The organism is Pseudanabaena sp. CCNP1317 (genome assembly GCF_034931345.1).
Taxonomy (GTDB): Bacteria; Cyanobacteriota; Cyanobacteriia; order Pseudanabaenales; family Pseudanabaenaceae; genus Pseudanabaena; species Pseudanabaena galeata.
Window position 1 is genome coordinate 39,498 of sequence record NZ_JAYGIF010000004.1, and the last position, 23,928, is coordinate 63,425.

Consider the following 23,928-nt stretch of genomic DNA (forward strand, 5'->3'; position numbering starts at 1 on the left):
TATGTTGCAATTTTTTCAGTTTGAAGCCGATTTCGTCGCCACCTTGCGCTGTATTCCGATGCAAGTACGCTACAAGCTAGACACCTGTGGCATTAAACTCAAACTGCAACATTGGCTAAGTTTTTCCACCATACAGCGCCAAAAACTAATTGATTTACCCTGTACGACTAACAAAGAAATCAAAGAATATAGAGAACATCTGCGATCGCAAGTTTTTCAAAATTTCAACATATATCCTAGTGATTTGCCCATTGAACAAGATCCTGCATGGATGCAAACCAACGTGATTCCCCTCAGCGTTTTGCAGCACGCGCAGGAATTAAACATAGCGATCGCCCCAGCTCAATGGCAAAGCATCACCCCACTGCAACGTTTTGCCCTGATTAAGCTCAGTACATCCGATCACGAAAACAATAATTTCTTACCTGCCTTGCAAGAATTTGGACTTATATAGCTGTTGTCACTTGAACTAGGACAAATAAAAGCGAGTAGCGGCGCGAAGCGCCGCTACTCGCTTTTTGGGTTTTATAACCTAAACTGATAAACGCTATAAATTCACGAAAGCTTGACAACACTTTTGTGAATTAACGTCAGTTCGACGAAAGCGAAAAATGGTAAGAATCGCTAAGCGATTCTTACCATTTTTCGCCATTTGCGGCTTGCAAAGCACGCCGCAAATGGCTATATCGAACTCACGTTGAATTAAAAACAAACCTTTACTCCGTAAAGAAAAAGGAGTGCAAAGCACTCCTTTTTCTTTATGAAAGTTGGCTCAAACGATAGCCAACACCATGAATTGTCTCGATCAAATTGTGAGGCGCAGCAGCACCCTTCAACTTGTTCCGCAGACTCTTGATCGTGGCATTGATCGTATCTTCTCTAGGTGGATCAGTAAGCGACCAAACATGTTCCACAATCGTGATCCGCTTGAGGACTTGACGACCATGATGGAGCAACAACTCTAGGATGTTGTACTCCTTCGGAGTCAAATGCACAGATTGTCCAGCATAGGAAACCTCGTGCATACCAGGATCGAGTTGCAGTTCCCCCCAACGCAAAACTGTGGGTTCTGCAATCTGAGCGCGGCGCGACAAGGCGCGAATACGAGCCATCAACTCAGGTGGATCAATCGGTTTGACGAGATAATCGTCAGCACCAGCATCTAGCCCCTGAACCTTGTCAGAACTCATATCTAGCGCAGTCACCATCAAAATTGGGATGTTATTGCCATGCGCCCGTAAACGACGACATAGGTTAATTCCATCCAGCTTTGGTAGCATGACATCTAGCAAGATCAGGTTATAGTCGTCAGCTTGAGATTTCTCCCAGCCTTCTTCACCGTCCCGCGCAATGTCTACAACACAATGTTGACTAGTTAACACTTCGGCTAACGTGTCAGCCAAATTGGCATCATCTTCTACAAGGAGAATTCTCATTGGATCGATCAAATCACAGTTATTTAAGTTTGATAGGTGCTTAGCTATATGCTAACGGATACCTTTACAGGTTTATGAAGAATATGAACTTTATAAATCTCGTTAACATGATTCACCCCTATCTAATTGAATCATATACGAAAGATCGAATGCTTTTTCATAAATGCAAAAATTTTAAGTATTATTGCGATAAAAAAATCGACAATCACTTTTATTTAATAAATTTTAAATAAAAAAATCACAATATAGCAATCCTAAATGAATCGCAAGAAGCTAAAGCTCATAACAAGGGGCTTTAGCTTCTTGCCTTTCTTACCAAATGATTTAGGATTGCTAAGTAGCTAGGCATAATTAATCACAAAGCAAAACCCGTAAAGTTGCGCCCCCGCAGTGGCGCAACTTTACGGGTTTTGGAGTTTATTTTGCTCAAGTACTCATATAGCGCTTTGCGATGAATAAAATCCAGAGAAATTTTTGAAGACGACGCGAAGCGTCGTCTTCAAAAATTTCTCTGGACTACTGCAACTTTCTATTTGATTTCTGTGACGCTTGGATCGTTGCTGAGTTAAATTGATTCTATAGAGACTCACAAACCCTAAAAAATCTTTGTTAAAAAATGATTGCGAATTTATCTACCTTTAAGACAACAGCATCTCAAGAAATTTTTGCTAAAGCCAAGGAGCTAATGCCCGGCGGTGTAAGCTCTCCCGTTCGAGCCTTTAAATCAGTTGGTGGTGAGCCAATCGTGTTTGATCGCGTAAATGGTGCTTATGCATGGGATATCGATGGCAACAAATACATCGACTATGTTGGTTCATGGGGACCTGCGATCGTCGGACATTCCCATCCAGAAGTCATCGAAGCACTACATAAAGCCCTCGAAAAAGGTACAAGTTTCGGCGCTCCCTGCGTTCTTGAAAACCAACTCGCCGAAATGGTCATCGAAGCTGTACCTAGCGTTGAAATGGTTCGCTTTGTGAACTCTGGTACAGAAGCCTGTATGTCCGTATTGCGCTTGATGAGAGCTTTCACAGGTCGTGACAAAATCATTAAGTTTGAAGGCTGCTATCACGGTCACGCGGATATGTTCTTGGTTAAGGCTGGTTCGGGCGTGGCTACTCTCGGCTTGCCCGATTCCCCTGGTGTGCCAAAATCCACGACAGCGAATACCCTCACTGCTCCCTATAACGACCTTGAAGCAGTCAAAGCCTTATTTGCCGAAAACCCCGATCAAATTTCTGGCGTAATTATTGAACCAGTAGTCGGTAATGCTGGCTGTATTGTGCCTAAAGATGGATTTTTACAAGGCTTAAAAGATCTTTGTCATGCTAATGGAGCTTTGTTAGTATTCGATGAAGTGATGACAGGATTCCGCCTTTCCTACGGTGGCGCACAGGCTCGTTTTGGCGTTACTCCTGACTTGACCACAATGGGTAAGGTCATTGGTGGTGGGTTACCCGTAGGAGCCTATGGTGGGCGCAAAGATATTATGTCGATGGTTGCTCCTGCTGGCCCCATGTATCAGGCTGGAACATTGTCAGGTAATCCTTTGGCGATGACCGCAGGTATTAAAACCATGGAAATCCTCAAGCGGGCAGGCTCCTATGAATACCTTGAGCAAATTACTAAGAAATTAGCCGAAGGTATGTTGGCGATCGCCCATGAAACTGGACATGCTGCTACGGGTAATATTGTTGGTGCAATGTTTGGGATGTTTTTTACTAGCCAACAAGTTTATGACTATGAAGATGCCAAAACTAGCGATACTGCTAAGTTTGCTAAATTCCATCGTGGCATGTTAGAGCATGGCGTTTATCTTGCACCTTCGCAGTTTGAGGCTGGTTTCACATCCCTAGCCCATACTGATGCTGATGTGGAAGTGACATTAGCCGCGACTCGGGCTGTATTGTCGCAAATTGCCGTTTAAAACAATTTTGATGAGATGGGCTTTACTCATCTCATCAAAAAAAGTTCATGTTGTAACAGCTTTCGCAAAAAGTCATTTACAATGTTGGTTAATTATTTCTAGGCTGATTCGCTTAAGCTCATTTCGCAAGTCAATTCAGCTTAGAACATCAAAGCATTGAAATTTCTCCTACACAAATCTGATGCTGACAGAAAACTCAACTGCTAGTACTAAATCTAATAATGGTAATTACAACGGCTCTCCTGCGCCTTTACCAAGAGCCGATTACTACATGAGCTTACACAAAGAGCTAGACCATCTTGAAGAAATGGTGCTGGAAAGTGGCCCTCGCGTGATGGGTCATACCGTCATCGATGAAGAAAAACTATGTCAGCAGATCGATCGCGTGAGATTGTCCGTACCTGAGTCGATCGCTAAAGCTGAAGAGATATTGCTCTACAAACAAGATCTTGTTGCTGAAGCTCAACAATACGCCGAGGATTTGATTAAGTCGGCTGAGCTAAGGGCGAGTCAGCTATTAGAAGAGTCGGCTATAATTCATCAGGCAGAGCAGGAAGCAAGTCAAATTCGTCGTGAACTCCAAGAGGAATGCGAACAGGTGAAATCGCAAACCCTTAATGAAGTTAATCAAATGCGCCGTCAAGCCCAAAAAGATCTGGATTTATTGCATCAACGGGTAACGGGTGAAGTCCAAGATATGCAGCGTGGTGCTGATGAATATAGCGATCGCGTCTTGGGTAATCTGGAATCTCAACTAATCGACATGATTAAAATTGTGCAAAATGGGCGTAAGGAGTTACGACTATAGATAAGCTCTGCTCGATTTTTGATTAAGAAGACCAGATGATGATCGCGGTAGATAAGCAAAATAAATCAGATTCCTTTGAGCAGAAGTTATGGAAAACTAACGAAGCAAGCTAAAATCTACGTCTTAGAGCCAAGATATTTGTGTCATGAGAAAATTTGCCGCGCGATCGCTAATTACCCTTGCAGCTATGACCACCACGATGTTAGCTGTGGCTACAGTAGTGCGATCGCAGCCCAAGCCAAGCGCAACACCAAACGCAACAACATCAGTCGAGATTTCACGACCAGAGAAACCAGCAATTCCTTCAAGCAAAAAAGCTAGTTTCGTAAAAATGTTTGAAGACATCGCGATCGCCCCGAACTTTACGCCGAAAGTGATCGAACTACGGGGGATTAGTGGTGGTGGAGTTGAGACTCAAAAAAAATCTGGACGCAAAGTGACTGAAACAGGTGACTGTATTGGTTTTATTGACGCAGAACCCGATCACAAAATCACCTTAACAAGACCGTTTCGCTCTCTAAAACTACAAGTCAAAAGTTCTGGTGATACAGTCCTGCTAGTACGTGGACCTGGGGGCAGTTGGTGCAGCGATGATGTTAGCGATCGCAACCCAGAGATTGGCGGCGACTGGCTAGAAGGAACCTATGAAGTATGGATTGGCTCCTACGAAGAAAACACCTCGTTTCCTTACTTACTCCAACTTACCGAGCAACCATAAAACAATTATGGGCGGCGCGAAGCGCCGCCCATAATTAAATTGGACAACCCAAAGTTTGACGACTGTCATTTTTGGTGAATGGATGCGTACCGCTAGCGATCGTACAAAGATACAGGCGAGTGCGATCGTCTAGGTTCCGAACACCCGTAAACTCTGTATCGGCACAGGTTCGCAAATTCTTGAAAATTGCACCCCGCAAATTTGTCCCCCGCAGATTAGACCCCTTCATAATTGCGCCTGTAAAATCAGCCTCTATCAAATTTGCACCGCTAAAATTAGTGACACTAAGATTAGCTCGAATAAATTTGCTATTTGAAGAGTTTGACCAAGTTAAGTTAGCCCAGCTTAAGTCTGCATCCGAGAAATTTGCTCCCCTTAGTAAAGCACCTCTCAGGTTTGTCTCAATCAAGTTTGCCCCTGTCAAATTTGACTCGATCAAATTAGCACTACTCAGATCAGCCTTGTTCAAAGTAGATCCACGCAAATCAATACCAATCAAAACAACACTGCGTAGTTGGGCATTGCTGAGATCTATGTTAGAAAAGTTACGTTGTCCCTGTCTATATAGTTCCAACAGTTGCGCGACTTCCAAAGCGGTTACTCCTAACAAAATGATATTGCTTAATTATCTTGAGTTACTGCCAATAAAAATATAGCGATCGCCAGCAACTAGCAAATTTATTTGAAAATTTCGGTCTGGGCTAAAATTTTAGCTTACTTTAAGCTTTCATCTCAAGCCAAAATCATAAAAGCCGCTTATAACAACGTGATAATAACTGAGTTTCTACTCAATGCGATCGCTATTCCCAAAAATTGGTAGTCCTAAAAAGGAAAGGATTTAAACAGGTAAGGATAGGCGGTGCGAAGCGCCGCCTATCCTTACCTGTTTAGCACTACCCCAAAATTAATCCCAAAAATCGACATTAAGCATCGTGTCGATATCGCGACCAAATTGCCATGTATCTGGGAATTGGTAGTCAGGATATTCAATCCTGATCCGCTTTAAGGAAGTTTCAAAGCAATCATCAAACATTTTTAAGAAGTGCCTTTTCAAGCTGGGAGATTGCCGAATCAGCTTATTAATATCTCTACGTTGATCAAATATTGTCAGCAACCAGCCTCTATAGCATTCAGGCATATTTACATAGCATCGTTTAAGAATATGCTCGATTAATCTCTCTAATCTATGCTCAATCTCACGCTTATTACTACCTGACAAGCCCTCTAACTCCTCTATTAAATTTTCGACATCAAGATTGTGAAAGTCACCCGCCTTTAATTGGGCGATCGCCGTCTCTAGCCATAGATCAAGATCGCGATCATACAAAGATAATGATGGTGCAATTGCTTGAGTCATATTGCCTCATTTGATTTTTGGTTATAAATTCTACATGAATAGACTTAAGACAGATTGAGCTACTCCCTTCCCAGTCTACAAGTGATGCGGCGCGAAGCGCCGCATCACTAAGGTCTTAGGCAATACCATCAGGGGCTTTCCTATGGTCTGGAAAACACTATAAGATATAAGCTAAATATAAACTTTAATTACAGCAATTTCCGAGCAAACGAACCAAGAGATTTTTAGAAAGTGTTGCTTTGCAACACTTTCTAAAAATCTCTTGGTTCGAGTCTGAACGCAAAGTGCTGTAAGTTGCCTCATTACTTTTGTCTAAATTTTCAGTAACCCGCTATGAGTACGACCGAGCTTCCCAAACAATATAATCCTCTCGAATCTGAAGCCAAGTGGCAAAAATATTGGGAGGAAAGTGGCGTATTTGTAGCTGACAGCGAAAGCGAAAAAGAATCCTACTGCATCATGATTCCACCGCCCAATGTCACGGGCAGCTTACATATGGGTCATGCTTTTCAAGAAGTATTAATCGATATCCTGATTCGCTATCATCGGATGCGTGGGTTTAATGCCCTGTGGTTGCCGGGAACAGATCATGCCAGCATTGCTGTGCAGACGATTCTCGATAAACAGATTAAAGCTGAAGGTAAAACCAATCAAGAGATTGGACGCGAGCAGTTTTTAGAGAGAGCATGGAAATGGAAAGCGGAATCGGGCGGTACGATTGTTTCGCAGTTGCGGCGCTTAGGTGTATCCGCTGACTGGACTCGTGAACGCTTCACGATGGATGAAGGTTTATCAAATTCGGTAACCGAAGCTTTTGTCAAACTTTACGAGGCTGGTTTGATTTATCGAGGCGAATATCTAGTTAACTGGTGTCCCGAATCGCAATCCGCCGTATCTGATCTGGAAGTTGATAGTAAAGAAGTAAATGGTCATCTTTGGCATTTTCGCTATCCATTAGCCGATCGCTCTGGACATCTAGTGGTTGCGACTACCAGACCAGAGACGATGTTGGGTGATACGGCTGTGGCTGTCAATCCTGAAGACGATCGCTACAAGCATCTAATTGGCAAGACGATCATGTTACCAATCATGAATCGCGAGATTCCGATTATTGGCGATCAATATGTCGATAAAGCCTTTGGTAGTGGTTGCGTTAAGATTACGCCTGCCCATGACCCTAATGACTTTGAGATGGGTAAACGTCATCAGCTTCCACTGATCAATATTCTCAATAAAGATGGCTCGATCAATGAGAATGGCGGCGAGTTCCAAGGACAAGATCGCTTTGTAGCGCGTAAAAACGTCGTAGCAAAGCTAGAACAATTGGGCTTATTGGAAAAAATTGAAGACTATACCCATACTGTTCCCTATTCAGAGCGCGGCAAAGTACCTGTCGAACCATTGCTTTCAATTCAGTGGTTTGTGAATATCAAGCCGCTTTCAGACTTTGCACTAGAACAGTTTGACAAACAAAACTCGCCCACCTTCGTACCCGATCGCTGGGGGAAGGTTTACCGTGATTGGCTAATTCGTCTTAAGGATTGGTGTATTTCCCGTCAACTATGGTGGGGACATCAGATTCCTGCTTGGTATGCACCCGATGGCACAATTTTCGTGGCGAGAACCGAGGCTGAGGCATATACCCAAGCGAAGGTGAAATTTGGTGAAGATATAACTTTAGAACGTGATCCAGATGTACTTGATACATGGTTCTCATCAGGTTTATGGCCATTCTCGACTTTGGGCTGGCCAGAGCAGACACAGGACTTGGAGACTTTTTATCCGACAAGTGTGCTAGTTACGGGGTTTGACATTATTTTCTTCTGGGTCGCACGGATGACGATGATGGCAGGCTATTTTACGGGCAAGATGCCTTTCCACACGGTCTATATTCATGGATTGGTGCGCGATGAAAATAATCAGAAGATGTCTAAATCCAAGAATAATGGCATCGATCCATTAGTTCTCATTAATAAATATGGAACTGATGCGTTGCGCTATTCGCTGGTTAAGGAGGTAACAGGCGCAGGACAAGACATTCGCCTTGATTACAATCGCAAAACTGACGAATCGACAACCGTAGAGACAGCCCGCAACTTTGCCAATAAGCTTTGGAATGCTTCGCGATTTGTGATGATGAACCTCAACTTGGAGTGTGGCTCCGCCACGCTCCAAGTTGAGAATTTAGAACTTGCCGATCGCTGGATTTTGTCGCGTTACTACCAGACGGTTTTGCAAGTGCGTGAACAACTTGATGCCTACAGCATGGGCGAAGCAACCAAAAGCCTGTATGAGTTCTTCTGGGGTGATTTCTGCGATTGGTACATTGAGCTAGTTAAATCCCGTTTACAGGAAACTGCCGACCCTACTTCTCGCGCCACCGTGCAGCAAACCCTTGCCTTTGTCCTCGATGGGCTTTTGCGCTTACTGCATCCATTTATGCCCCATGTCACTGAGGAAATCTGGCAGTTGCTCACCTATGGCACGAGTGAGCCATCGTGCGATCGCCCAGTGCTCGCGATTCAACCCTATCCCGAAGTTGACACCACCCACATTAATGAAGAGTTAGAAGAACAATTCAAGTTAATCATTGGCACAATCCGCACCATTCGCAATCTTCGTGCTGAAGCTGAGATTAAGCCTAGTCTGAAGGTGAAAGTGATTTTACAATCCGACAGCGATCGCGAACGCACCTTACTAGAAGCAGGACAAAGCTATATTCTCGATTTAGCAAGGGTTGAAGATTTGGCAGTTGTGTCAACCGTCGATGAATCGGTGACCGAAGAGGCGATCGCAGGTGTAGTTGGCACGGTACAGGCGATCGTGTCGCTAGTCGGCGTTGTCGATATTGCTCAATTGGTTGCCAAGCTAGAACGCAGTCTCAAGAAGTTGGAAGGGGCGATCGCTTCTAGCCAAGGTCGTTTAAACAATGAAGGCTATGTCAAAAAGGCTCCCCCTGACGTGGTTGCTACCGCCCGCGCAGAACTGGAAGAGTCCTTGAAACAGCAAGAGATTCTCAAAGCACGTCTAGCTCAGTTGCAAAAGAATAGTACTTCCTCCCCAGCTTATAACTGATGTTACGTAGAAAAAAGATCGCCATACTGTTTCTATATCATCTTAAAAGAGGATTTTGAGACCAAATCCCTCCATATTGCTAATAGGGCTTGGTCTCCAAGCCCTATTAGCTTCCACGTAACGTCATTAAGTAATAAAGAAGCACAAAATAGCGTAGCCATTTTGTGCTTCTTTATTAGACTAGTCCTAGGAATCGCGATAAAATGCAGAAAATATTCTTGCAATACTCGGTACGAATTTAAATGACCTATTCTCTGCGAATTGTTGATATGGCTGAGAGCGATCGCCCCCGTGAAAGGCTTCTCAGTCAAGGCGTTCGCAGTTTATCCAATGCAGAATTAATCGCAATTTTGTTAGGGACAGGGCAAGGGGCAGGCAAACTTTCGGCCGTCGGATTAGGACAGCTAATCTTGCAAACCATTGGCAAAGATCGCACCAGTGATCCAGTGGCGGCTCTGCAAACTGTCTCACCACAAGAACTCATGCAAATTGAAGGTGTGGGGCCAGCCAAAGCAACCGCCATCTTAGCGGCGATCGAGCTAGGTAAGAGAGCGCTCTATGCTAAGCCCCCAGATTTGACCGAAGTCACCGATCCATCGGTAGCCGCCGCCGCCCTCAGTCAAGACCTAATGTGGCAACCGCAAGAACGTCTCGCCGTAGTGATGCTCGACAACAAAAATCGGATTATTGCCCAACGCATTATCACCATCGGCACAGCCACAGAAACCCTCGCCCATCCCCGTGATATTTTCCGTGAAGTTCTCAAAAGTGGTGCAGTGCGTTTGATCGTCGCGCATAATCATCCTTCTGGCAATACCAGCCCTAGCCCCGAAGATATTACACTCACTCGTCAGTTGCTTGAAGCGGCAAGAATGCTCAGTATTCCGCTCTTAGATCATTTGATTTTAGGAAATGGAACCTTTTCGAGCATTCGCGAAGTTTCGACATTATGGCAAGAAGTTCCGCAAACAGAATAAAAAAGGAGCGCTTCGCGCTCCTTTTTTATTCTGTTTAACGTCAGTTCGACAAAAGTGGAACGCTGAGATTGGGGCTTGGAGACCAAGCCCCTACATATGTGTAAATGTAGGGGCTTGGTCTCCAAGCCCTCTTTCTAACTTAACGCCAGTTCGATATTGCCATTTGCGGCGTGCGAAGCACGCCGCAAATGGCAATATCGAACTCACGTTCTGTTTAATACCAATTCACGAAAGTGTGACAACACTTTTGTGAATTAAAAACTAAATCCAGTAAAAGTGGCGGCGCTTCGCGCCGCCACTTTTATTTCATACCTTAACGCATCATGCCGCGACGGGCTTGACGTTGTTGTTTCATTTGCTCCAGTTGTTGTTGCTGAGCAGGAGTCAAAACGTTCTTCATTTGAGTCTTGGTATCTTCAGCGATCACCTTCATCTGTTGCTTTTGAGCATCAGTCAAATTGAGAGAATTCCGTACTCCCTTGCGATCGCCAGATTGACGAGCTTGTTCCATAATTGCGCGTTGTTCAGCAGTCAAAACACTTTGGTGACGAGCTTTGGCACTTTCACGAATAGACTTCATTTGAGCCTTTTGGGCTTCAGTCAAGTTCAACTGTTTCCAGCCTTCGCCTTGACGGGGCTTGCGTTTTTCGGAGCTATTTTGAGTGGTATTTTGTGCAGCAACGAGATTTGGAATTGCCACGGCTCCAACGGCTACGGTGACACAAGCGATCGCCAACAAGCTTTTGATATTACGAAACATTTGATTTTCCCCTTTGTGAGAAGGCTTAATTATCTGTACGAGGGTTTTGACAAGCACCACGATCAAAAGGTTCAAAAGTTAAAAAATTAAATTTGGGCTGCGCCCAAATTTAATTTTTTAACTAGCACAACCTCTCAAAATTACGCCAATAATTATGCCAATCCCCACAAAACGAACGATCTGCCAGAATGGTTCACGCAGACTACTCCAAGAAAGTAGACGGCTTTCGAGATTGGCTTCGATTTGTTCAAGTTGCTCGCCTACTTCTTGTAATTGTTTGACTAGCTCTTCTTTATGAGGGGGAGGAGTTGCTCGCCCATTGAGAGAACTAGGCTTACGGCGAATTTTTGAGTTGCTATTATGCTCAGGGCGATCGCCTGAAGTATCTTGAATTTGTGCTCTGATTCCTTCTTGTTGGGTTAGCAGTTCCTGCTGTCTAATCGAGTCACGATGAACCTGTAGAAAACGCTGTTCGATTTCTTCTAAGAGTTCTCTAGTTTCTTTGAGTTGAGCTTCTACATCGCTCCAATCAGAAATTTCTGTCACAGCATCAATCTAATAAGTGGAATTTTATAAGTAGCTAATCATAATTAAGAAACTGTTTAAGAATTACTTTCTACGGTCAAAGCTTCTAAGAGATCCCCCTCAATCCCCCTTATAAAGGGGGAAGAATTTAATTCTCCCCCCTTTATAAGGGGGGCTGGGGGGATCTAGACAGTTTCTAAAACCCAAAGCCAGATCTCGCCCGCCCACTGCACAGGCAGGGCAAGATTTTCGAGTTTAAGGTTACTTGTGCTTAGCAATTTAGCAGGGCGTTGCACTACCATAAGTGAATTTTACAGTGATTGTTGCGATCTATAAAAAATGAGATGCGCCGCATCTCATTTTTTATAAACATATGGGTTTGGTTCGATTAGCGGCAACCCAACCAGCGATCGGGGCAGAAATTTGGAACCAACCTTGCTTTTCGCTCTGCACAGTAATTTGTGTGCCATTGTCTAGCTTGCCCACGATCGCAAAATCCACTCCCGCACCCTGACGCACATTGATCGGTGGCTGAGGATCGGAGACTAAACGTCTAGTGTAGTCACATTGAGGATTTTGCAAATTGTTGACAGCATTTTGAGAGGAGCTATATTGGGGGGTTGTACGACTTTGGAACTCTCGAATATAGGTAACATTTTGCATTTCTATGGGTGTTAGTAGCTCTTCAGGAAACTGATCAGGTGCATAGAGGGGTTTATACCAAGGCTGGCTGCTGAAATATGACTGCAATTCAGGATCTTGAAAACGGCGACCATAACGGGCAAATACTTCATTTCGCATGATATCTATCTCAGGAACACTTTTACCTACCAAATCTTGATCGCTGATCGCCCGTTCTGACAGAAATAAATATGTGGGTGTGGGACTAGGGGAGGCGGCGGTAATCTTTACATCGTTTTTGAGCGAAGGTGATGGGCGGAGAAACACCACTGCACCCATAACGCTAATTGCCGATACAATTCCTAAGGCGATGACCACTAAGCGATTTTTATAAGCAAATTGCAGGCGATCGCTAGGCGAAGCTATGGGCGAAAATTTTGTAGCAACATCATCATTTGGGTTAAAAGCCGATGTTAATTCTGGAAAATTAGTCTGCACAGTCGTAGATAAAAGCGTTGGGGCGATCGGTATTTTTAATTTTTGTACATCGATCAATACAGCTTCGGCAGACTGATAGCGATCGCGAAAGTCATATTTAACTAATTTATCGATGATCCTCGCTAATTCATCACTGACCTGAGCGCGATATTTTAAAGCCGCATGGTCAGGAGAATGTCGCCAAGCTAATTCGCCCGTTTCTAAATCTTCAGATAATAAATTTGGGGCAACTCCCGTCAGTCCTTGGATGGCGATCGCCCCAACTGCATAAAGATCACTACAGGGTCTAGGCTTACCGATCGCCTGCTCATTGGGCATATAACCATCTGTGCCGATGGCAACCGTAGAGCCAACCGCCGAGGCAGCGATCGCCGTTCCCACTTGCTTAACCGCACCAAAATCAATTAAAACTAACCTGCCATCGGTGCGCCGACGCATGAGGTTAGCGGGCTTAATATCGCGATGGATTGCCCCCTGCTGATGGACAAATGTGAGAATCTCCAGTACATCAATTAAAAAGGCGATCGCCTGTGCTTCATTCATTCGCCCCACTGGATAGCCATCAGCAGATCGCTCAATCGAAGTAATTTCATTGCTGAGGTCATAGCCTTCGACCAACTCTTGCACCAAATAAAACTCATGCGCCTCTGCAAAATGAGCTAGCAAACGCGGAATGCGATCGTGACTACCAAGTTTATGTAAAACTCTTGCTTCAGTCTCAAATAAGCGACTAGCAATTTCCCATATAAAATTTTCGTTAGAGGTCGGTTGTAGTCGTTTGACTACACATTTATGATGGTCTGGCAACTGCAAATCTTCTGCTAAAAAGGTCTGCCCAAATCCTCCACCTCCAAGGCTTTGGATGATTTGATATCTGCCACTAATCACTTTGCCAATCATGTGCAGGTAAACCAATTAAAGTAGAAGGGGCGTGACTTGCTCCTCTACTTTATAACTTATAGTGCGATCGCGCTATGCGTAATGCATCAGTTGCTCTCTGAGCCTCGATCGCTACCCGTGATAAGCAAGCATAAATCAGCACTACATAATTTGCCCTTACTGCTGATTCGAGTTGACGACATTGATGTGAAAGCGTCAATGCACCGATGTAGTCACTACTTGAGCGCAAGGTATTCAAAGTTTGTAATAGTCGGGGTTGATCATTCACGGCAAGAGCCTTGTCGATCGCTTGGATGAGTCGAGGTGTATCTTCTAAATAAGAGTCAATCACATTCATTAAGAAATCTTTTGCTTTAAGGTCATTACCCGCGATCTCTAAAATCGTTTCCATAAACTGTGGCTCGATTGCAGGTTCATCATCATCATGATCCCTATCAAATCCTAAAGTTATATCTACATCAATCTGTTGAGTTTCCTGTTGCTCTTCTGGTTGAATAGGCTGTAGTTCAACTGTTTCTGTTTCTGGTTCTGTTAATTGAGACGTGATTGACTCCACAGTTTCCATCGTATCAAATTCGGCTGTTTCTGGTGCGATCACTTCTGATTCTAGATTTTCTCGCTCTAGATTTTCAGATTCAAGGTTTTCTGACCGAGATAGTTGGGAATCTGCAATTTCAGTTTCAGCATTTTCTAGAGCGCTTGGCTCAGGTGTAGTGATTTCTGGTTCACTTACTGCTAACTGACTTGTTTCTACCAGAACGTTATCCGTCACAACCGAAGTTTCCTCTAATTCCGTTTCTGTAGATTCAACTTCTTCGGATTCTGATTCGTTGACTGAAATCACTTTAAGATTATCAGGCACAATTACATAGGAGATATCAGCTTTCTCAAACTTGATTGCTGGTTCAACTGGTGTAATATTCTCAGGAATAACAACCTTCTCAAAATCAATCAGTGGTTCAAATGGGGTAATGTCATCATCTTTCTCGAACTCAATTAACGGTTCCAATGGTGTAATATCAGCAGAGATATCATCTTGATTAGAAGCGATCATTGGTGGAACTGGTGCATCATCCTCATCTTCAACCTCGGATAGATCGGCATTAGAGTCTGGCGCTAAAAAGAGTGGTGGTAAACCGTTTTGAGAAATTAGTTCGTATTCAAAATCTGTATTCTCTTCTGGATTATCATCTATTTCTTCTGATTTATTTTCTTCTAGCTCACTTTCTTCTAGTTCATTTCTTTGATCTTCTATTTGATCACCTAAATTCTGATTGGCTAGCCTGATCTTTAGTTCTAAATTATCAGGTTCTAAATTGTTGTCTATAGAATGATCATTCTGAGCATTTTGAGTCGTACTCTCCGCTATTGCTGCAACTGTTTGCTGTAAATTGTCTAATTCAACCTGTAAAACTTGTAAATCATCGGTTAGCTCTTGAGACTGTTGACGCAAATTAGTTAAGGAAATGGCAATTCCAATTTGAGCCGCAATTAATGACAGAGAAGTACGATCGCTATCTGACCAACTGTGATAAGCGCTACCATGAAAAGCCACCAGAGTTCCCCAGACTTCCTGACCTGCATAGATCTTATTTGCGGCATAGAATGAAATCCCGATCTGTTCGAGTAGCGTCACGATATGAGACGACAAGCTAGAAGTACGAATGCTATCAATGGTTTGAGCAGAATTTTCTGTATTAGTGGACTCGATCATGTGACGAGCCAATGAAAGCTGTCTTTCGGGCATATCAGCCAAAGAGGTTTGCCCTGTGGCGATCGCATCAGTCACAAATTCACCCCGTCCATCAGGGTGACAGTGAAAAATCGCGACCCGATCCACCTGCAATAGTTTTTGAGCGACTTGGGCGGCAATTTGTAAAACTAGTTCTAAGGATGGCGATCGCTGTATGGCATCCGCAAGTTGGGCAAGCGCCTTTTCCCTAGCAATGATATTTCTAAAAATATCCGAGGCTGGAGCATCGGTAGACTGTGCTGAGATCAGCTTTTCATAACGCTCTTCCCAGCTAAGTTGATGGACGCGCTCCTGCTGCACCAAGATGGCTTTGAGGTGTTCATAGGCGGCGCGATCGCGGCATAGGTGGCGGATTTGATCTAAGAGGGTAGAATCCATGGGTAAGAACGACTATCCCCGAATATGTTCTAGCGTTACTCAGATAGGAATTAAAAATTAAAACCCTTACGGGTTTTAAAACACAAAACTGCGTAGCCGTTTTGTGTTTTGATGTAATTCTATCTAGACAATGAATCTTAGCGGACTTGATTTGGCGATCGCATGAGACACAAAGCGTAACTTTGGGCATAACTTTTGTTTTTAGCAAGAGAGTTCGCTATGCGAACTCTCTTGCTAAAAACAAGTTAAGATCGTAATTAAACAATTAAAAACAACAAATATAGCTATAGCCACCTGTATCAGGACAAATCAAAACCCAAATAGTGTGATGCGGTGCTTCGCACCGCATCACACTATTTGGGTTTTATGTCCTAATAAGACTGGCGACAGCTATAGTTTGGGAAAGCCTTGATTTGCCTAGGTTTACCAATTATTTATTTGCAAACTAATGTAAGTTAAAAAATATGGCACGCTATACCCTTGCCCAGAGTCCCGAAGTTGTCTTAACCGTTGCAGGCAAAGATTCGCCAAAAGCTCGTGAGAAGGCGATGGCAGAACTAATGGAACTCATGGACTCAGGCAAACTTGATACCGATCTTGCTGATGGCTTTAGTCCCGACCAATTTATCGAAGTGAGAGAACTTTCCATGTCTGAAGATCGTGAAGATCCCATAACTCAAGCGGTGCAAGTCTTAAACAATCTTGCCACCCTCAAAATCAAAGTCCAAGAACTGCGATCTGATGCGATGCAAGTGCGATCGCAAATTGATATTTTATTTAGCGATGAGATTGTCACTGAGGATCAAATCAATAGTCTTAAGGAAGGTTTTAAAACCCTCAAAAGCTTTGCTCAGCTTAATATGAAATTTCTGGATGCGCGATCGCAAGCCGAGAATGCACGTCAAGTCCTTGATGAAGCCCTTAAGTCCCCTAATGCAGAAGTTAAAGCTCCTATAGAAAGTGTAGCTGTAGAGACTTCTGGGGACATTACCGCTGATCCCGAACCTGTTGCAGTGGACGCTGATGCTGATGAGGAAGAAACTGTAACTGAAATTGAGGATGCGATCGTTGAAGTTCCTGTGAGCAAATCTACCAAAAAGAAATAATGCAAAAAGGCAACGCGAAGCGTTGCCTTTTTGCGTTTTCGGTGAAGTTAAAATTAAATCTATAACAACTACCTACTGCTGGAAATTATGGTTGCTTTACCCGATCGCTTATTGATGACCTACGAAGAATATATCGCTTGGGAATCAACCCAAGAAATGCGCCATGAGTTTTGTGATGGTGAAGTGATCGCCATGGCGGGCGGCACTCGTGACCACAATCGAGTTTCAGTTAATTTTCTTAAAACATTAGATAACGCCCTCACCGATCGTCCCTGCGAAGTCTATATCGCTGATGTCAAAGTACAGGTAAGACCCAAACGCAAATATTTTTATCCAGACGTGGTGGTTACCTGTGATGAACGCGATCGCAATGATGCTCTAGTAATTGCTTTTCCTTGTTTGATTATCGAAGTCCTCTCACCATCAACCGAAGCCTATGATCGTGGATTCAAGTTTTCGCAATACCGCCAGTTTGAGACTTTGCAAGAATATGTATTAGTGCAAGTCGAGCAACCAATGGTGGAAGTATTTCAGCGTAATGAGCAAGGGCAATGGGTGCTTTTTGAATATGGTTTGGACGATCGCCTATTTCTCAAATCCGTAAACGTTGAAATAGCCGTTAGCGATCTATATCAACAAATTCAATTTGAGCAAAAAACAGAATAAAGGGGGCGCTTTGCGCCCCCTTTATTCTTAGGTAACACGAGTGAGAATAATCATGCCAGCCGTGATCCCAATTAAATTAGGCATCCATGCAGCAGCGATCGGTGAGAGAAATTCCACCTGACCGAGAGCGCCACAGATAAATAGCAAGAGATAATAGCCAAAAATAATTAACACGCTCAAGCCAAAACCGATCGCCGCACCAGTGCGCTGAGGACGCATTCCTAGCGATGCACCAACGATCGCAAAGACCACACAGATAAACGGCAGAGCATATTTCTGCTCAAGTCTGACTTCTAGCTTACGGATTTCTTTAGTATTGCCAGATTGCTTGAGCAAATCGATATTACGGCGAATATCAGCAATATTCATTTCTTCAGCACTACGCTGCTCTTGCGCTACGTCAAGGGGAGCGCGAGGCAGTTGCAGATTTTGATCTTCAAAGCGGAGGATACTGCGGTAATTGCCATCTGGCCCCACCAAATAGGTTGTACCTTTGCTAAATCTCCAAACATTTTGCTCAGGAATCCAAACCGCAGACTCGGCAGCAAGAATTTGCTGAAGTTGTCCTTGCGAAAAATCTAAAACCGTTAAGCCACGCATCTCTTTACCATCAAAGCTGCGGGCATAAAAACTCCGCACTAATCCTTGCTTCGATGTGCCATCTTCCTGTGGCACTTCTCCATATTGCTGATAAAAAATATCTTGGCTTTTAAACTGCACATTCTCTTGATTTAGAGCCGCTCGTAGTGTACTGCGTGATTGCCAGTTTGCCGCAGGAACGATCGCCTCATTAAATACATAGGTCAGCCCTGTGACAAATAGGCTTAACACCAACGCAGGTAAAACTAAACGGTAAGCACTTACCCCACAACTGCGTAAAGCCGTTGTCTCACCATCTCCCGACATGCGGCTATAGGAAAGCAATGTTGCTAACAACATCGACATCGGGAATGAGTACACCATGAAGCCGGGGATTTGGTAACCAAAAATCTGAAACGCTGTTAATACGCTTAATCCCGCATCAGTAATTAGGCGAATCAGTTCAAATAGAGAGCCGATCGCTAAAATCACTGAGGAAAATGCACCCACCCCAAACAAGAATGGGGTTAGCATCTGCGTGAATAAATAGCGATCCATGATCGACAATCTCGGTAGCCATCCTAGCGACACGTTTGTAACTTTTTTCCTTGGTTGAGTCGTTTGTAAGGTTGCCATTTCCTTTATCGAGATTACAGGTTTTTGGGTTAATTATTTTTGCAACACCGTAGGTGTTGCAAAAATAATTAAAAATGAAACTTTTCGCCGAGATAATATTTGCGGACATCAGGATCGTCCGCTAATTCTCGACTAGAGCCGTCAGCAAAAACTTCCCCTTCACGCATGATATAAGCGCGATCGGTAATTGTTAAAGTCTCGCGAACATTATGATCCGTAATTAACACGCCCATATTGCGATCGCGTAGGTTGCTGATGATGGCCTGAATTTCACTAACAGCGATGGGATCGATCCCCGCAAAGGGTTCATCTAGCAAGATAAACTTGGGTCCTTCTTGCCCAACCGCCAACGCTCTAGCAATTTCAGTACGCCGACGCTCTCCCCCCGACACTTGAATTCCCATCGTATCAGCAATTTTGGTCAGACGAAACTCTTCTAACAAAGTACGCAGTCGATGAATCTGTAATTTCTTGGGTACGTTGGTTTGCTGCATCACCAATAGCAAATTATCCCGTACCGATAATTGCCTAAAGATGGTAGCTTCTTGGGCTAGATACGCCATGCCCATTCGCGCCCGTTTATGAATTGGTAAACGGGTAATGTCTTGTTGATCGAGCCAGACACTGCCACTGTCGGGCTGAATTAGCCCCGTTGCCATGTAAAACGACGTAGTTTTGCCCGCACCATTTGGCCCCAGCAGTCCAACAATTTCCCCCTGCTTAACGGTGAGGCTCACTTGCTGAACCACCTGCCGACCACTGTAGTTTTTACTAACGTTATCAAGGGAGATTTGCATTACTTAGTTGATAGTTGGTGGTAATTAATAATTAATAATTCGTAATTGATCCTAAGTACCTGTGTAGAATAAATTACCCAAACCCGTAAAGTTGCGCCCCGCAGGGGCGCAACTTTACGGGTTTGGGTTTGTAACTAATTATGCACAGGTACTTACTTATCATCAGGAATAATTTCTTGTGGTTTTGGTTGTAACTTATCAGGAGGAATTATTGAGGTGGGGGGACTGACCTGCTGTTTTTTAAAGGCTGGTTTGATTTGCGTGACAGGTGTTGCTGAAGTTGCAGGCGTACTAGCAACATCACGATCTGGAACTACATAAATAGTTTCGACCTGTTGATTAGCAGGAGGTGACGCGACAAATTTACCTTCACTGACGAGATAGGTGACTGTTTGGGCTTTGATGCTATTGACACCTTCTTGGGTAACAATCACATTGCCTGTTAAAACTACACGCTGCTCCTTAGAAAAATACTGTGCTTGCTCAGCGATCGCATCAATCTGTCGGGCAGGATAAGTCATTCTGACATTGCCAGTTGCGGTAACTACACCTGTGATCGAGTTAGCCTCTTGGACATCAGCTCGGATTGTCAGAGCGGTGTTAGTTTGGGCTTGGGTTGATGGTAGAGAGCTTAAGGCGATCGCCAAAACTGGAATTGCAATTAAAAACAATTTAGTAATTGGGGATTGGTAATTGGGGATTGGGGATTGGTGCTGATTTTTTCCTTTTTCCTTTTTCCCTTTTCCTTGAAATCTGCTTAGTGGTGTCATAGGTTTTGTACCTTTTGTTCATACAAATTTACAATGGCTGCGACCACTTCTTCTATAGTTAGACCATCTGTATTAACTAAAGTTGCATCGACCGCCTGAGTTAGTGGTGCATAGTCGCGGGTGGAGTCTTTGCGATCGCGTTCTTGGATTTCATGCTTAAGGGTAGCGAGGTCGGGGGCAACCTGACCTTGAGCGATCAGATCGGCTTGGCGACGTTTGGCTCTCTCTTCTGCTGAAGCAGTCAAAAAGACTTTAACTTCTGCATCAGGGAATACATGGGTTCCAATGTCTCTCCCTTCCATCACAACTCCCCCTGTCTGACCGATCAGTTGCTGTTGTTTGACCAAAATTTCACGCACGGCGGTTTGGGCGGCGATCGCCGATACGTTTGCAGTGACTTCAGGGGTTCGGATCTCCGAGGTGATATCTTCGCCATTAAGCAAAACTTGCATCGGCTTACCTGCGATCGGGTTGGCAAATAATTGGATTTTTGAATTGGCGGCGATCTCTTTGACTTTGTTTTGCTCGCGTAAATCAATACCTTCGCGTAATACAGCAAGGGTGACACCACGATACATAGCGCCAGTATCTAAAAACAATAAACCTAATTTATTGGCTACCTGTTTGGTAACAGTGGACTTGCCCGCACCTGCGGGACCATCGATCGCAATGATCGGTTTTCTAGGGGTGATAGTATGACTCAGCAAAATATTATCAATCAAACGTGTATTTCCAATTCGAGCCGCGATCGCCAGCATTAACTCTGATTTAGAAGTAATTTGAGTACATGGTTGCAAGGTCTTGGCCTCGACTAACTCAATATACTCTAGATTAATTTCAGGGAGCTTCGCCAAATAATTTTGCGCTGCTTCGATAATTTGGGCAGGATAACAAAGTTCATAGCACAGGAAGAATTGCTGCTGAGCTTGTAGTAGACTTTGATAAATATGGGCTGCTAAAACCCGATCTTTGCCAGATAAGTATTGATTACGGGAACTGTAGGCTAAGCCGCTTGGTTCTCGCACCGTCGGACAGCCAATAATTTCCACAGGCAAGTTTAAATCAACCACTAAGTTCCGAATAATCGCTAGTTGCTGCCCATCTTTGCAACCAAAGTAGGCCCGATCAGGCTGTACGACATTCAATAGCTTGGTCACGATTGTGGCTACACCTTGAAAATGACTAACCCGCGATCGCCCACACAAAATATTAGTCATTTCTGGGGGAGGGATGACTTGGGTGAGTTTGTTTATGGCATTTAGCCCCATCTCTTGCGGATCAGGTGCAAAAATTGCATCAACGCCTGCATTCTCGCAAAGCTGGTGATCAAGTTCTAGAGTACGCGGATATTTAACAAAATCTTCCCCTGCCCCAAATTGCAAAGGATTGATAAAAATGCTCACAACTACGCAAGCATTTTCAGTTCTAGCCCGATCAATTAGGCTCAAATGTCCAATGTGCAAAGCCCCCATAGTTGGCACAAGCCCTATGGATACTTGCCCTAATGACTGGTTAAATTTTTGGTCATTTAAGTAATTACGCAGAGCAGCGATCGTAGTAAATAGCTGTGTCAAGTAAACAACCTCAACGAAATCACTATAAAAAGCATAGCTGTCTCAGGTAGAAGATGACTATGCTTTTTATAACGGATCATCCAAAAAGAGAGTGCAAAGCACCTTCTTTTTTTATTTGACGTGAGTTCGATATAGCCATTAGCGTCGTGCGAAGCACGACGCTAATGGCTATATCGAACTCACGTTTATTTAAGTAGCTCACCATACTTAAACCCTAAAACCAGAAGCTGTCCTGCCCGCTATGCGAGCAGGACAGCTTTCTAGGTTTTTAGGTTACTTATGCCTAGCTACTTAGCTCCAATTCTCATTATAAAAATCGATTTTTTTGAAAGTCTGCCAGAGTCGGGCTTTCAAAAAAAAACTATATTGGTGTTTCCATTGGCGAAGGCGCTGGAAACACCAATATAGTTCTCATAATGAGGATTTCTAGTTATTTAGACAATACTTCAAGTCTGACTGGGGCGACTCCAGAAGAAATTAGCCCAATTACATTAGCGGCGGCTGTGGAAATGTCGATCACACGACCATGGATATAGGGACCACGATCATTAATTCGCACTACCACTGACTGGTTGTTATCCATGTTCACCACCCTTACCAAAGTACCAAAGGGCAAACTAGGATGAGCCGCAGTTAACTCACTAGCCCTAAAGATTTCTCCACTAGCACTGTAGTTTCCGTCAAAGCCTGGCCCGTACCATGAAGCCATGCCAGACATTACGCCCACAATGCGATTGTTTAATGCTGGGGTCGAGGTGGATCTAGCAGCAATTTTAGGTTTTGGAGCATTGACAACCTCAACTACAGGATTAGCACGTCCAAGGAGTCGGCGTAGCAGATTGGCTGACTCTAAAACATCCTGTGTTTGATTTTGCAAAGATCCTGGGAAAACTGCTTGCTGATCAAATTTCAACATGGCGCGATCGCCTAATTTGATCACGTAGTTGCCATTTTTCCAAGCTGGGATAATCTTATTTGCGTCGAGCCCATCACGATTAAGTTGATTAATCAGGGCGGCGGCGGCGGTAGCTCTTTCGACAGGGTTAGCTGAAGTTAGCAGGTTTTCAGAACTATCATCTGCTGATTTGGCAGGGCTATCTGAATTACTAGGTTCTAAGTTAGTAGTACTTGCTGGTAACTTAACTGATTCTGAGTTCTTTTTAGTTTCGCCTTTAGTTTTTAATGAATCTGACGTAGTATTTGCAGTATTTTCTGTAGCTGATTTTGCAGATTCTTCAGATTCAATATAAGTAACTACAGGGATACCACGAACATATACCGTGGCAGCATTTTTGCCGTTTAGTTTGTGGGTATGGATGCGAGCGATCGAGTCATCTTTAGTTCTAGTTAAAGACTGCGATCTCGTTTCTCCAACCTTTAAAGAATTAGAAGAATTAGATAGAGAAGTAGATACATTAGTAGCCTTGACTTCTGTTTGAGCCTGTGCGCTATGGCTAGCAAGACTTGAGACGATAGCAAGAGCTACCACTGAGGTAGAGAGAGTGTAGCTCCAGTTCCAATTAAGCATAGGTAAAGCAGAAAATGAAGTAAACGACTAAATTATTGATAGAGGCTTGTCTGGGAATGACTTGTAAATGAAATCGCCAACAGCAAGTTTCTCAAACTAGTAACAAAACTTTAAATAGTTTCGTTGATGTGATTTAGATTAACATGGTTATTCAAAATGATGATAACTTAGCCGTCAAACCCTTGCTGTGAGAAGATTTGAACTCTTGTATTTTGTTAAAAATCAAAATTTTGCTTCTCTCTCATTAGAATTCTTTATAAAAATGGAACTTTGTACTAAAGAACACAAAAAAAGCTCCGCAAAAGTATATCTTTAGGCGTAGGTAATTTTACTCCCAAATAAGTTTTGTATGCTTAAGGGCTCAACACACAAGAAAATTTCAGTTTTAAAGGTGTTCTGTCTTGAGTTTTGTTCATATGTAAACCTTATGAAGACATACTCTCAGAATGAAAATGTCAAAAATTGCAATAAATAAGTCTTAGGATAGATACAAAAAAGAAATTTATAGAAACTATTTTTAAGTATTTTGATGAATATGT

General features: G+C 43.5%; 20 protein-coding genes. 8 read left to right on the forward strand and 12 right to left on the reverse strand.

The genetic code is table 11. From position 1 onward, the window contains the following. The first annotated feature begins 1 nt into the window (after position 1). Positions 2–454, forward strand: coding sequence for a nitrate reductase associated protein (locus VB775_RS02520; RefSeq protein WP_281006954.1), 453 nt, complete (start codon positions 2–4; stop codon positions 452–454). Positions 455–758: 304 nt separating this feature from the next. Here the strand turns inward: VB775_RS02520 and VB775_RS02525 are convergent, their stop codons facing one another. Further along, positions 759–1,436 carry a response regulator transcription factor gene (locus VB775_RS02525; protein ID WP_142655597.1) on the reverse strand — a complete coding sequence of 226 codons (678 nt, stop codon included), beginning with the start codon at positions 1,434–1,436 and terminating at the stop codon, positions 759–761. 616 nt (positions 1,437–2,052) lie between these two features. On the opposite strand from VB775_RS02525, the gene hemL reads away from it, so the two are divergent. The 3 genes from hemL to VB775_RS02540 all read left to right on the forward strand — a co-directional run bounded on the left by hemL (position 2,053) and on the right by VB775_RS02540 (position 4,889). Next, positions 2,053–3,363 carry a glutamate-1-semialdehyde 2,1-aminomutase gene (gene hemL / locus VB775_RS02530; protein ID WP_281006955.1) on the forward strand — a complete coding sequence of 437 codons (1,311 nt, stop codon included), beginning with the start codon at positions 2,053–2,055 and terminating at the stop codon, positions 3,361–3,363. A gap of 181 nt (positions 3,364–3,544) precedes the next feature. Next, the gene (locus tag VB775_RS02535) at positions 3,545–4,171 is read left to right on the forward strand and encodes a hypothetical protein (RefSeq protein WP_281006956.1); all 627 of its coding nucleotides are present in this window, start codon (positions 3,545–3,547) and stop codon (positions 4,169–4,171) included. A gap of 145 nt (positions 4,172–4,316) precedes the next feature. Next, positions 4,317–4,889 (forward strand): hypothetical protein, encoded by a 573-nt coding sequence (locus tag VB775_RS02540; RefSeq protein WP_281006957.1) that lies wholly within the window; start codon positions 4,317–4,319, stop codon positions 4,887–4,889. Between the two features lie 34 nt (positions 4,890–4,923). Here VB775_RS02540 and VB775_RS02545 read toward each other — a convergent pair whose 3' ends face one another. Together VB775_RS02545 and VB775_RS02550 are read right to left on the reverse strand one after the other, a co-directional pair. Further along, complete coding sequence (locus VB775_RS02545; RefSeq protein ID WP_281006958.1) at positions 4,924–5,481, reverse strand: pentapeptide repeat-containing protein; 558 nt, start codon at positions 5,479–5,481, stop codon at positions 4,924–4,926. Between the two features lie 312 nt (positions 5,482–5,793). Continuing rightward, positions 5,794–6,246, reverse strand: a complete 453-nt coding sequence (locus VB775_RS02550) for a DUF29 domain-containing protein (protein WP_281006959.1) — start codon at positions 6,244–6,246, stop codon at positions 5,794–5,796. Positions 6,247–6,579: 333 nt separating this feature from the next. On the opposite strand from VB775_RS02550, the gene VB775_RS02555 reads away from it, so the two are divergent. Together VB775_RS02555 and radC are read left to right on the forward strand one after the other, a co-directional pair. Beyond that, a complete protein-coding gene (locus VB775_RS02555; protein ID WP_281006960.1) occupies positions 6,580–9,321 on the forward strand; it encodes a valine--tRNA ligase in 2,742 nt (913 codons plus the stop codon). A gap of 242 nt (positions 9,322–9,563) precedes the next feature. Next, on the forward strand, positions 9,564–10,298 hold the full coding sequence (gene radC / locus VB775_RS02560; protein WP_281006961.1) for a RadC family protein: 735 nt from the start codon (positions 9,564–9,566) through the stop codon (positions 10,296–10,298). Between the two features lie 313 nt (positions 10,299–10,611). Here the strand turns inward: radC and VB775_RS02565 are convergent, their stop codons facing one another. The 4 genes from VB775_RS02565 to VB775_RS02580 form a co-directional block, all read right to left on the reverse strand. Continuing rightward, a complete protein-coding gene (locus VB775_RS02565; RefSeq protein WP_281006962.1) occupies positions 10,612–11,058 on the reverse strand; it encodes a Spy/CpxP family protein refolding chaperone in 447 nt (148 codons plus the stop codon). Positions 11,059–11,175: 117 nt separating this feature from the next. Beyond that, positions 11,176–11,604, reverse strand: coding sequence for a hypothetical protein (locus VB775_RS02570; RefSeq protein WP_281006963.1), 429 nt, complete (start codon positions 11,602–11,604; stop codon positions 11,176–11,178). 342 nt (positions 11,605–11,946) lie between these two features. Next, positions 11,947–13,602: a protein kinase domain-containing protein gene (locus tag VB775_RS02575; protein WP_281006964.1), complete on the reverse strand. Its 1,656-nt coding sequence runs from the start codon at positions 13,600–13,602 to the stop codon at positions 11,947–11,949. Between the two features lie 49 nt (positions 13,603–13,651). Then, positions 13,652–15,733 (reverse strand): GAF domain-containing protein, encoded by a 2,082-nt coding sequence (locus VB775_RS02580; protein WP_281006965.1) that lies wholly within the window; start codon positions 15,731–15,733, stop codon positions 13,652–13,654. Positions 15,734–16,197: 464 nt separating this feature from the next. Between VB775_RS02580 and VB775_RS02585 the strand changes: the two genes are divergently transcribed. Beyond that, positions 16,198–16,839, forward strand: a complete 642-nt coding sequence (locus VB775_RS02585) for a hypothetical protein (protein ID WP_281006966.1) — start codon at positions 16,198–16,200, stop codon at positions 16,837–16,839. Positions 16,840–16,926: 87 nt separating this feature from the next. Continuing rightward, positions 16,927–17,505, forward strand: a complete 579-nt coding sequence (locus VB775_RS02590; protein WP_281006967.1) for a Uma2 family endonuclease — start codon at positions 16,927–16,929, stop codon at positions 17,503–17,505. 27 nt (positions 17,506–17,532) lie between these two features. Here the strand turns inward: VB775_RS02590 and VB775_RS02595 are convergent, their stop codons facing one another. The 5 genes from VB775_RS02595 to VB775_RS02615 all read right to left on the reverse strand — a co-directional run bounded on the left by VB775_RS02595 (position 17,533) and on the right by VB775_RS02615 (position 23,389). Further along, complete coding sequence (locus tag VB775_RS02595) at positions 17,533–18,720, reverse strand: LptF/LptG family permease (protein ID WP_281006968.1); 1,188 nt, start codon at positions 18,718–18,720, stop codon at positions 17,533–17,535. 68 nt (positions 18,721–18,788) lie between these two features. Continuing rightward, on the reverse strand, positions 18,789–19,517 hold the full coding sequence (lptB, locus tag VB775_RS02600) for an LPS export ABC transporter ATP-binding protein (RefSeq protein WP_281006969.1): 729 nt from the start codon (positions 19,515–19,517) through the stop codon (positions 18,789–18,791). Between the two features lie 152 nt (positions 19,518–19,669). After that, the gene (locus tag VB775_RS02605) at positions 19,670–20,287 is read right to left on the reverse strand and encodes an LptA/OstA family protein (protein ID WP_281006970.1); all 618 of its coding nucleotides are present in this window, start codon (positions 20,285–20,287) and stop codon (positions 19,670–19,672) included. Beyond that, a complete protein-coding gene (locus VB775_RS02610) occupies positions 20,284–21,861 on the reverse strand; it encodes a bifunctional pantoate--beta-alanine ligase/(d)CMP kinase (protein ID WP_281006971.1) in 1,578 nt (525 codons plus the stop codon). The genes VB775_RS02605 and VB775_RS02610 overlap by 4 nt, the downstream gene beginning before the upstream one ends. Positions 21,862–22,291: 430 nt before the next feature. Beyond that, on the reverse strand, positions 22,292–23,389 hold the full coding sequence (locus VB775_RS02615; protein WP_281006972.1) for a septal ring lytic transglycosylase RlpA family protein: 1,098 nt from the start codon (positions 23,387–23,389) through the stop codon (positions 22,292–22,294). Positions 23,390–23,928 lie beyond the last annotated feature (539 nt).